The following is a 9,620-nucleotide window of genomic DNA, read 5'->3' as shown; positions in this document are numbered from 1 at the left end:
ACAAAAGTTTGCGGGTGTAGTTTAGTGGTAAAACCTTAGCCTTCCAAGCTAATGATGGGGGTTCGATTCCCCCCACCCGCTTTATGATAAAAGATATGATAAGTATGTTCAGATGTCATGGTAAAAATGGCGATCGCTTATGCTATTAGGGTTTCAATTTCAATCTCCAGGCCCCATTTTATTTGAAGCAGGGCCGCTAGTCATCCGTTGGTACGGTTTGTTAATTGCTAGTGCCGTGTTAATTGGGGTAACGCTTTCCCAATGGTTAGCCAAACGTCGTCACGTTAACCCTGAATTAATTGGGGATTTAGCTATTTGGCTGGTCATAGCAGCCATTCCTTGTGCCAGACTTTACTATGTAATCTTTCAGTGGCAAGAATACGCTCAACGTCCTGAAGATATTATCGCTATTTGGAAAGGAGGCATAGCCATTCATGGGGCTATTATCGGTGGTACTCTAGCAGCTCTAATTTTTGCCCGTTTAAACAAAATTTCCGTGTGGCAACTGGGAGATTTAGTGGTTCCCTCTTTAGCATTAGGGCAAGCTATTGGTAGATGGGGTAATTTTTTCAATTCTGAAGCCTTTGGCGCGCCCACTAATTTACCCTGGAAGCTATACATTCCTGTTAACAACCGCCCCGTAGACTATCTGACATTTGAATACTTCCATCCGACATTTCTTTACGAGTCGGTTTGGAATGTCTTAGTATTTACTCTCCTCTTATACTTGTTTTTTTGGGGACTAAAGCATCCTCACCGTTTTTATATGGGTACTTTATCGTTAGTCTATTTAATCGCTTATAGTTGTGGCAGAATTTGGATAGAAGGATTAAGAACAGATAGTTTAATGTTAGGACCGTTGAGGGTGGCACAGGTTATTAGTTTAGTTATGATTAGTGTAGGGATTTTGGGACTAGTGTGGTTATATCGTTTAAAAAAACCTTTACCAGACGTGGTTTCCCCTCAATAGTCTCTTCAGACTAAGTTACAAAATGTTATAAGATCATGACTTATCGTCGAAGGCATAAACAAGACTATCCAAGAAATCTCGTTTGATGTTTTTCCATTGACCTCACACCATATGAAAACGCTACAATTATTAAAACAAAACTTAGAGAAGTTACGACAACAGTATAAAAAAGGTCGTCGTTCCCCTCTAAAAGAAGCTGACAGTCTTTCTAAAAAAGCTCCTTCTAAATCTCTTCATCAGTCTGACTGGTTGAGCAAATTACATAAATCAAAGCCTATCCGACAACTTCATCCCCCTTTGATGTGGGGACTAACGGTCATCTCTTTAACCAGTGTGATTGGTTATCGTTTTTATAATCAACCTCAATTATCTGTAGGAACTGTTTCTCCTGTAAAAGTGGTGGCTCCCAAAAATGGAACCTTTGAAGATGAAAAAACCACCGAAGAAAAGCGCAAAGAAGTTCGTACCGGCATTATTCCCGTTCTACAAAGAGACCCTCAACTCACCAGCCAACTTAAAGGAGAATTAACAGAAACCATCATTGAACTTAGACAATTTCGTCAAGAAGTCGGCGCATTTCCTTTCATCAGTGTATCCTCTATCTCTTCGGCAACTCAACAATATTTGCGTAGCATTGATGAAAAAACATGGCAAACGATTCGCTCAACCCTAGTTAATGACAACACGGCGACAGCAGACAACCTCAAACCTCAAAGCAAAGAAGCCATAACCCAGTTAAAAAGTTATGAAAATACCACATCGACCCCAACATTAAGAGGTCTCTTAGAGACCATCGAACAATCTCGTCAACGTTACAATATAGCCAGAGGAGAAATTTTAAATACTAAAACATCAAATCTGACACCAGAGTTATTAGGGCGATTTCTCGACCTGGATGATAACACTTGGCAAAGCACAGAAAAAAACCTAAATCTTACTTTAAACCGTATTTTATTACAGGGACTTCCCTCTGGAATGCCAGATTATTTGCTCAACGAAATTATTAAAAATCAGCTAGAATCTACAGCCTCATCCGTTCCTCAAGGAGCAATTACTGATTTATTAATGAAAATTTTGCAAAATAAACATAATTTGACAGTGGATAAAGAGGCCACAAAACAAAGAGCCGAACAAGCAGCCCAAGCCGTTGAACCCGTAATAGTAGAAGTCAAAGCAGGAGATGTGATTGTTGAAGCTGGGGAAAAAATAACTCAAGAAGAGTTTGTTCTGTTAGATAGTTTTAAACTCAGTCGTCGGGGGATTAATTGGGTCGGTTTAGGCATTTCGGCCGTGATTGTTATGGGAACAGTGACGGTTTTTTGTGTGGTGAGTCAAAAGATTCATCGTCCTATGCGTCGCCGAGATCACATTCTTCTTTGTCTGCTAAGTCTGAGTACCCCGCTATTAGCTATTTTCAATCTGGGTTACACTAATTTACCCGCCGTGGGACTCCTAACCAGCAGTTTTTATGGCCCAACCCTAGCTATTACTCAAGTGGTCTTATTGAGTGGATTATCCACCTTTGCGGCCACCACCATCAACTGGAGTTATGTTTTAGCAGGAACCGCAGGGGGACTCTTGGCCGCTTCTGTGGCTTGGAAATTGCGATCGCGGGATGAGTTGGCCTGTTTAGGGGGTGTGGTGGGACTGGTACAAGGAAGTCTCTATTTTGTAGGTTATCTCATTGTCGCTCCGGTGGCCGGTACTATCTGGTCTGTGGTTTTACCCGAAGCGATTATTTATGGTTTATCGGGGATTGCTTGGAGTGTCATGGCTTTGGGCGTTTCTCCTTATTTAGAACGTCTCTTTGATTTAGTAACTCCCATTCGTTTAGTAGAATTAGCTAACCCTAATTGTGCCTTACTCAAACGCTTAGCCACCGAAACCCCTGGAACCTTTCAACACACTCTATTTGTGGCTTGTTTAGCTGAAGCAGCCGGTCGTGAATTACACTGTAATGTAGAGTTGATTCGTGCGGGTACTTTATATCATGATATTGGCAAAATGCATGACCCTATGGGCTTTATTGAAAATCAAATGGGGAACCCCAATAAACACGATTTGATCAATGATCCTTGGGTGAGTGTGGAAATTATTAAAAAGCACGTTTCTGAAGGATTAGTGATGGCCAATAAATATGGTCTTCCTAGAGTAATTCGAGATTTTATTCCTGAACATCAAGGTACTTTATTAATTTCCTATTTTTATTATCAAGCTAAACAAGAAGCAGAACGCAATGGCACAGAAATGATTGCAGAAGAAGAATTTCGCTATATAGGCCCGATTCCTCAATCACGAGAAACCGGAATTGTCATGTTAGCTGATGGGTGTGAGGCTGCTTTACGTTCTTTAAAAGAGGCCACTCCAGAAACGGCTTTAGCCATGATTCAAAAGATTTTTAAAGCCCGTTGGCGAGATAATCAATTAAAAGATAGTGGGATCAAATACGAGGAATTACCCATTATCGCTGAAGTATTTGTTAAAGTTTGGCAACAGTTTCATCATCAAAGAATTGTTTATCCTAAAGCAGCTTTGGAACCCCAAAATAACAAACCAGCTTAATTATTTTTTTAAACAGAAATACAGTTTCATTATTGATAAATTTTGACTATGTATCGTTATATCATTCTTAGTTTACTTTTCCCTTTTATTACCGCTTGTAGTAGTATTAGCGACTTAGAAAGTCGTTTTTCTCCTAATCCTGAATTGGCTGAAAAAAAAGAAAATGTTACACCATCTACCCTAGAAATTCCTAATACTTTTCCTGATACAATTCCTCAATATTCTAACTCAGAATTGCAAGAAGTTTCTGAAAATTTAACCGAAGAACAAGGCTTAATTCGCTGGTCATCTTCTGATTCTATTGGTCAAATCAGTGGCTTTTATCAAGAACAGTTTAACAATAATGACTGGGAAATTAGTCAACCATTTAATGAAGAAAATAATACATTAATTGCTCAAAAAGACGGCTTAGAAGTGCAATTGTCTTTTCTTTCTGCTAGTAATGGTAATACTGATTATTCCATTCGTTATCAAACCTTAAGCGATGTAACTGCATCAAACGCTGAAGAAAAACCTACTTCTTCTCAGACGAAAAATAATGAGAATTCTAGTTTAAATAACGTTCCTCAATCATTACAATCTTATGTCGCAGATGTTCGTAAGTTAGATACAGTTAATTTGAGTAATACTGATAATAAAACAGCCAATGAAAGCGGTATTATTAACCGTCGAACCTATGCCAGGTGGTTAGTCGAAACTTATAATAAATTTTATGAAAATACCCCCGCCAAGCAAATTAGATTAGGGGTTGAAACCTCTAAACCTGCTTTTTCTGATGTTTCGAGTAATGACCCCGACTTTGCTGTTATTCAAGGGTTAGCTGAAGCAGGAATTATTCCGTCTCCTTTAACAGGAAATAGTAGTGCGTCTTTATTCCGTCCTGACAACCCTTTAACCAGGGAAGATTTAGTAACTTGGAAAGTTCCTTTAGATATGGGAAAAGGATTACCTCAAGCCTCTATTGATAATATAAAAGAAACCTGGGGTTTTCAAGATACGACGAAAATTGATACAAAAGCCATACAAGCATTATACGCAGACTTTCAAAATGGAGAACAATCAAATGTAAGGCGTATCTTTGGTTATACTACATTATTTCAACCGAACAAAGGGGTAACTTTGGCTGAAGCTGCTGCTAGTTTATGGTACTTTGGCTATCAAGGGGATGGACTTTCGGCAGAAGATGTATTATCTATAAATAATGAATAATTCATCAATTTTTTATTAAAATTAATATTTTATGTCCGATATTCGAGAATTATTTATCCCTTTTCGTCGTACTGACATTATTAATCTCTGTCTTGAAGATGGTAAACTTCAAGGTAAAGATGTTCAGTTATTTCAAGAGTTTTGTGACATTTTAACTGCTTTTTTTCATTTTCGCTTTCATTACACATTAGAAAAAATCAAAGATAATTATACTGTTTTTAATCCTAATTCAGATGTTCAAACGTTACAAGAGCCGAGTTTAGAAGAATATGAAGAGATGGAAAATAAGGTATTGCAAGGGTTTAAATACATTTTAGAAAGAGCAAATTATATTCAGCTTTCTGATGAAATTATTCAGAAATCATTGCAAGAAAAATCCTTAATTAATCTACAAACCGATGTTGATTTCAATGATTTTGATCAATTCTATTGTTATTATCGTGGGGATGTTAACGAACTTATTACCTTCAAGAAATTAAAGTTTTTTAAACAAGAAAAAATAATAGATATTTTAGAGAGAGTTGTTTTATTAATTAAGTTCAAAGGTCAAGGGTATTTTCAAGCAAAAGCGAAAAAAGATAAGCAATATCAAGACCTAAATTTTATACCAGGTAAAATGTATCTTTATTTTTATAAAAATATACCAAAACTTGATCTTGATCTTCTTTTTCCTAACATTCAAACTAGCATGACCTGGAAAGATAAATTACTGTTTGGAGTTCCTGCTATTGGTGCAGCCGTTCCTTTAATCGTTCGAGCAATTCCCAATATTCTATTAATTATTGTTGCTATTTTGCTCTTACTTAAAGCAGATTCGGTTGTAGACTCTATAGAAGTTGATCAAAGAAAAGTTCGTGATATTATGCCAATTTTAGTAGCAACTTTATCATTAGCCATGACATTAGGAGGATTTGCTGTTAAACAATATACTAAATATAAAAGCAAAGAAATAAAGTTTCAAAAAGAAGTAAGTGATACCTTATTTTTTAAGAATTTAGCCAATAATGCTAGTGTATTTCAAGCATTAACAGATATTGCAGAAGAAGAAGAATGTAAAGAAATTATTTTAGTGTATTATCATTTATTAACCAGTCAAGAAAAATTAACCCCTGAAAAGTTAGATCAAAAAATTGAACAATGGATGATGGAAAAATTAGGTATTACCATTGATTTTGATATTCATGGCCCGTTGAGTAATTTAGAGAAACTTCGAGGTAAAATTGTTTATCAAGACAATAATGAAAATCAGATTAACGAAGTGCCTCTACTATCTTACGATGAGCAAGGAAATATCAATATTTTATCTCTAGAACAATCAAAAATGATTCTAGACTATGTGTGGGATAATGCCTTTCAATATAATGGATGTTAATATTTTTTTCCTCACCATAAAAATTTCAGATTATCCTGATTATATATAATAATTATTAATATTGATTTGTAGGATCAACCCTAAAATACAAATAGTCCCCTGGCATCTCACTAAAGAGACATCTATAAAATTAACTAATTTGATGGTAACACGATGACAGAAGACAGATTAGCGCGAATTAAAAGGATTATGGGGGTAATTTTTAATAATGAGAGTTGAACTTTTATTCAGCAAACCCTAATTATTCAAAGCTTCTTATTAAGTTTTATAAACTTTGTAATAAACTTCTTGTTTACGTCTGTAAATGCTTTATACAATACTTTTAGTTTTTTGGAGAACTTAACTTCTCGAAAAAGTTATCATAGAACTTAAAAAACTTCCCCACGGTCAACAAGACGCGCACCGCAAAGCGGATCTCTTCGAGACCGCTTCTCGTTTGATGGGCGAATATAAACCAATTGTCAATAATAAACAATTACGGCCATTTGGTTTATGTGTTAGAGAATTTACTGTTCCAGAGGATTTTGACGATCTGTTACCAGAAGATATTATCAACGCATTTGAATGATATAAACCGATATTATCAACTAATATAAAAGTTAAGAACTAAACCTAAAACTAAAATTAATTGTGCTGTTAAAATAAATATATAACTGGCAAATTTACTCCGCATTATTCCTAACAATAAAATTAAACTAGCGATATTAAAGAGAGAATTTAAAAGTAAGAAAACTAAAGCAGAACCATATAAAACAGAAGATAAAACAGGGGTTAAAAAATAAGCAGACCCCAGAGAGTTAAGAGATAGAAGTAAACCAAACACTACCATAACTAATATTTGGTTCAAAGGGTTTTCTCCCCATTGAAACAGTTGTGCTTGAGGTAGAAAAAATTGACAAGTTGTAGAGATCGCAACCCCAACTGTAAGAATACTTCCTAATTCAATAAATTCTTTAATTATATTCTCAACAAATAATGATAATTGTTGCCATATATTCCCAGAGTTTCTAATATTACCTTGATATTCGTAAATTAAATTACCAGCACGATGAAACGGTTGAAACTCCTCTGAAGCTGCTAAAATAGTGCCTGAATGGACTAAACTAGAACGACTTTTAAGAACAGAAGAAGACTCATCTATGATGACAGACTTTTCTGGGTAAGCACTAAAAACTAAGCCTACCACAATACCAATTAACCAAGCCCCCAAAATTCTTAAAAATACTAATCTAGGATGGTCTCCTAACACTTGCCAACTATTATTAATAACAAACGGATTAACAGTAGGAGAAGCAACAAGGAAGCTAATACATAAAGGAATAGGTACGCCTTGTAAAAGCAACCGTCTAACTATTGGAAGATTCCCATATTGTCCTAGGGGAAGCAAAAACCCCAAACTACTGCCAATAATAACTGCTAAAATGCGAGTACGGGGCAATTTAGCAACTAATTGATGTTCATCAATAAAGACTAATAATACACTAGAAACCACAATACCAAGGAGAAGAAAGGGTAAAGATATTAACAGGTTACTGACAAATATGGTATAGATAGAATTCAGTTGGGACATATTTTAAAAGCGATAATTAATAACGCTTGTTTGAGAAAATTATCAACACTATTAAGGATGATGTTTATCATCAACTCAGGGAATAATACTATACACTTTTTGGCAGAAACGTCAAGCTATTTTTTTAGCATTAGCTGCTTCTCCACAAGTTCTAGGAGTGGGAAAAAGTTTACCAGGGTTGGCTAAATTATCTGGGTTAAACACTTGTTTTACCCATTGCATGGTTTCGATATCAATATCATTAAACATATAGGACATATATTCATTTTTATCCGAACCGATGCCATGTTCTCCTGATAAGCTGCCTCCTAATTCCACACAAAGTTTAAGAATTTCTCCTCCTAATTTTTCCACTTCTTCCCATTGTCCAGGAATAGAATTATCATACAAAATTAAAGGATGTAAATTACCATCTCCGGCATGGAAAACATTGGCAATACGATAACCATGTTCTGCTCCTAACTGGTCAATTTTTTCAAGAACATTTGCGAGTTGGGTACGGGGAACAACTCCATCTTGGACGAAATAATCAGGACTAATATTACCAGCAGCAGCAAAGGCCGCTTTTCTCCCTTTCCAAAGTTTTAAACGGGTTTCTAAATCATTGGCTGTCGTAATTTCTCTTGACCCATTTTTACGACAAATCTCTGCAACTTTTTCTTTATAAGCTGCCACTTCAACGGATAATCCATCTAATTCTACTAATAAAATGGCTGCTGCGTCCCGTGGATAACAATTCGTTTTAACGGTATCTTCTACTGCATTAATACAGAAATTGTCCATAATTTCCATACCAGCAGGAATGACCCCAGAACTAATAATATCAGCCACTGCTTGTCCTGCAGATTCGACATTAGTGAAGTCAGCTAAAACGACACAGATGGTTTCAGGGGTTTTGAGAATTTTTAACGTGATTTCTGTTGCTATGCCTAAAGTTCCTTCTGACCCCACAAATAACCCAGTTAAGTCATATCCTGGCATCTCAGGAATGCTACCCCCAACCTCAATAATTGACCCGTCAGGAATGACTAATTTTAAGCCTAAAACATGATTCGTAGTCACCCCATATTTTAAACAGTGAACTCCCCCAGAATTTTCTGCTACATTACCCCCAATCGAACAAATAATTTGACTCGAAGGGTCCGGCGCGTAATAAAAACCGGCACCACTCACCGCTTGTGTTACCCAATTATTAATTACCCCTGGTTGTACCGTCACCCTTTGATTTTCTAGGTCAATGTCGAGTATTTGTTTCATACGTGCCGTGACAATTAAAACACAATCTTCGACCGGTAATGCGCCTCCTGATAGTCCGGTTCCGGCTCCTCTTGCTACCCAAGGAATTTGATAATCATGACAAATTTTAACTGCTCCTGCTACTTCTTCTGTGGTGCGAGGTAATACCACTACTGCCGGACGTTGACGGTACGCTGTTAAGCCATCACATTCGTAGGTTAACAATTCTTCTTTACGACGAACAACCCCGTCTTTCCCAACGGCTGTTTCTAAAGCTTTAATAATGAGCCGCCATTTTTTATCGGTGTCGTTAAAAATTCTATTTAATAACATGGAATTATGATTGATTCTTGTGTTTTATTGTAGCTGATTTGTTCGTTTTCAGGGGAATAATACAATACAGTTGTATATTAAAAGTTTATTTCGGTTTAAACTATTATCTATATGAAGATAAATATTGTAATTTTAATAGCTATTTTACTATTCTATGCTCTCATTAGTAGAATCAATTAAAAATAAAAATGTGGAAAATTGAATACACTAAGATATTTTAAAAAGAATTAGCCTGTTTACCAAGAGATATACAGGTTCGTATTGAATTAATTGTTGTTGATGAATTAGAAACTAATAATCCTTTTGAATTAGGCTATATCAGTAAAATGAAAGGTTATAAAGATAAGTATAAAATTAGAGTTGGAGAT

The 9,620-nt window shown here is 35.9% G+C and carries 7 protein-coding genes and 1 tRNA gene; 6 read left to right on the top strand and 2 right to left on the bottom strand.

What is annotated here, in order from left to right:
• Positions 1 to 10: 10 nt before the first annotated feature.
• The 6 genes from CY0110_RS13040 to CY0110_RS31390 all read left to right on the top strand — a co-directional run bounded on the left by CY0110_RS13040 (position 11) and on the right by CY0110_RS31390 (position 6,681).
• A tRNA-Gly gene (locus tag CY0110_RS13040) sits at positions 11 to 81 on the top strand.
• A 58-nt stretch (positions 82 to 139) separates the two neighbouring features.
• The gene (gene lgt, locus CY0110_RS13035; protein WP_008275914.1) at positions 140 to 970 is read left to right on the top strand and encodes a prolipoprotein diacylglyceryl transferase; all 831 of its coding nucleotides are present in this window, start codon (positions 140 to 142) and stop codon (positions 968 to 970) included.
• Positions 971 to 1,081: 111 nt separating this feature from the next.
• Entirely contained in the window at positions 1,082 to 3,532 is a 2,451-nt protein-coding gene (locus CY0110_RS13030; RefSeq protein ID WP_008275913.1) for an HD family phosphohydrolase, read from the top strand.
• A gap of 48 nt (positions 3,533 to 3,580) precedes the next feature.
• Entirely contained in the window at positions 3,581 to 4,741 is a 1,161-nt protein-coding gene (locus CY0110_RS13025; protein ID WP_008275912.1) for an S-layer homology domain-containing protein, read from the top strand.
• 31 nt (positions 4,742 to 4,772) lie between these two features.
• A complete protein-coding gene (locus CY0110_RS13020) occupies positions 4,773 to 6,113 on the top strand; it encodes a TMEM143 family protein (RefSeq protein ID WP_008275911.1) in 1,341 nt (446 codons plus the stop codon).
• Between the two features lie 439 nt (positions 6,114 to 6,552).
• Positions 6,553 to 6,681: a hypothetical protein gene (locus CY0110_RS31390; RefSeq protein ID WP_008275910.1), complete on the top strand. Its 129-nt coding sequence runs from the start codon at positions 6,553 to 6,555 to the stop codon at positions 6,679 to 6,681.
• Between the two features lie 15 nt (positions 6,682 to 6,696).
• On the opposite strand, the gene CY0110_RS13010 is transcribed toward CY0110_RS31390, so the two are convergent.
• Together CY0110_RS13010 and glcD are read right to left on the bottom strand one after the other, a co-directional pair.
• Complete coding sequence (locus CY0110_RS13010) at positions 6,697 to 7,683, bottom strand: permease (protein WP_008275909.1); 987 nt, start codon at positions 7,681 to 7,683, stop codon at positions 6,697 to 6,699.
• Positions 7,684 to 7,794: 111 nt separating this feature from the next.
• Positions 7,795 to 9,252, bottom strand: coding sequence for a glycolate oxidase subunit GlcD (gene glcD / locus CY0110_RS13005; protein WP_008275908.1), 1,458 nt, complete (start codon positions 9,250 to 9,252; stop codon positions 7,795 to 7,797).
• Positions 9,253 to 9,620 lie beyond the last annotated feature (368 nt).

The organism is Crocosphaera chwakensis CCY0110, from assembly GCF_000169335.1.
In the GTDB taxonomy this organism is placed as follows: domain Bacteria; phylum Cyanobacteriota; class Cyanobacteriia; order Cyanobacteriales; family Microcystaceae; genus Crocosphaera; species Crocosphaera chwakensis.
The sequence above is the reverse complement of the archived record's forward strand: the minus strand, read 5'-3'. Positions and strand labels throughout refer to the sequence as shown.

Coding starts and splice junctions, on each gene's coding strand:
- CY0110_RS13030 (WP_008275913.1), top strand. CDS start 1,082: ATGAAAACGCTACAATTATTAAAACAAAACTTAGAGAAGTTACGACAA.
- CY0110_RS13025 (WP_008275912.1), top strand. CDS start 3,581: ATGTATCGTTATATCATTCTTAGTTTACTTTTCCCTTTTATTACCGCT.
- lgt (WP_008275914.1), top strand. CDS start 140: ATGCTATTAGGGTTTCAATTTCAATCTCCAGGCCCCATTTTATTTGAA.
- CY0110_RS31390 (WP_008275910.1), top strand. CDS start 6,553: ATGGGCGAATATAAACCAATTGTCAATAATAAACAATTACGGCCATTT.
- glcD (WP_008275908.1), bottom strand. CDS start 9,252: ATGTTATTAAATAGAATTTTTAACGACACCGATAAAAAATGGCGGCTC.
- CY0110_RS13020 (WP_008275911.1), top strand. CDS start 4,773: ATGTCCGATATTCGAGAATTATTTATCCCTTTTCGTCGTACTGACATT.
- CY0110_RS13010 (WP_008275909.1), bottom strand. CDS start 7,683: ATGTCCCAACTGAATTCTATCTATACCATATTTGTCAGTAACCTGTTA.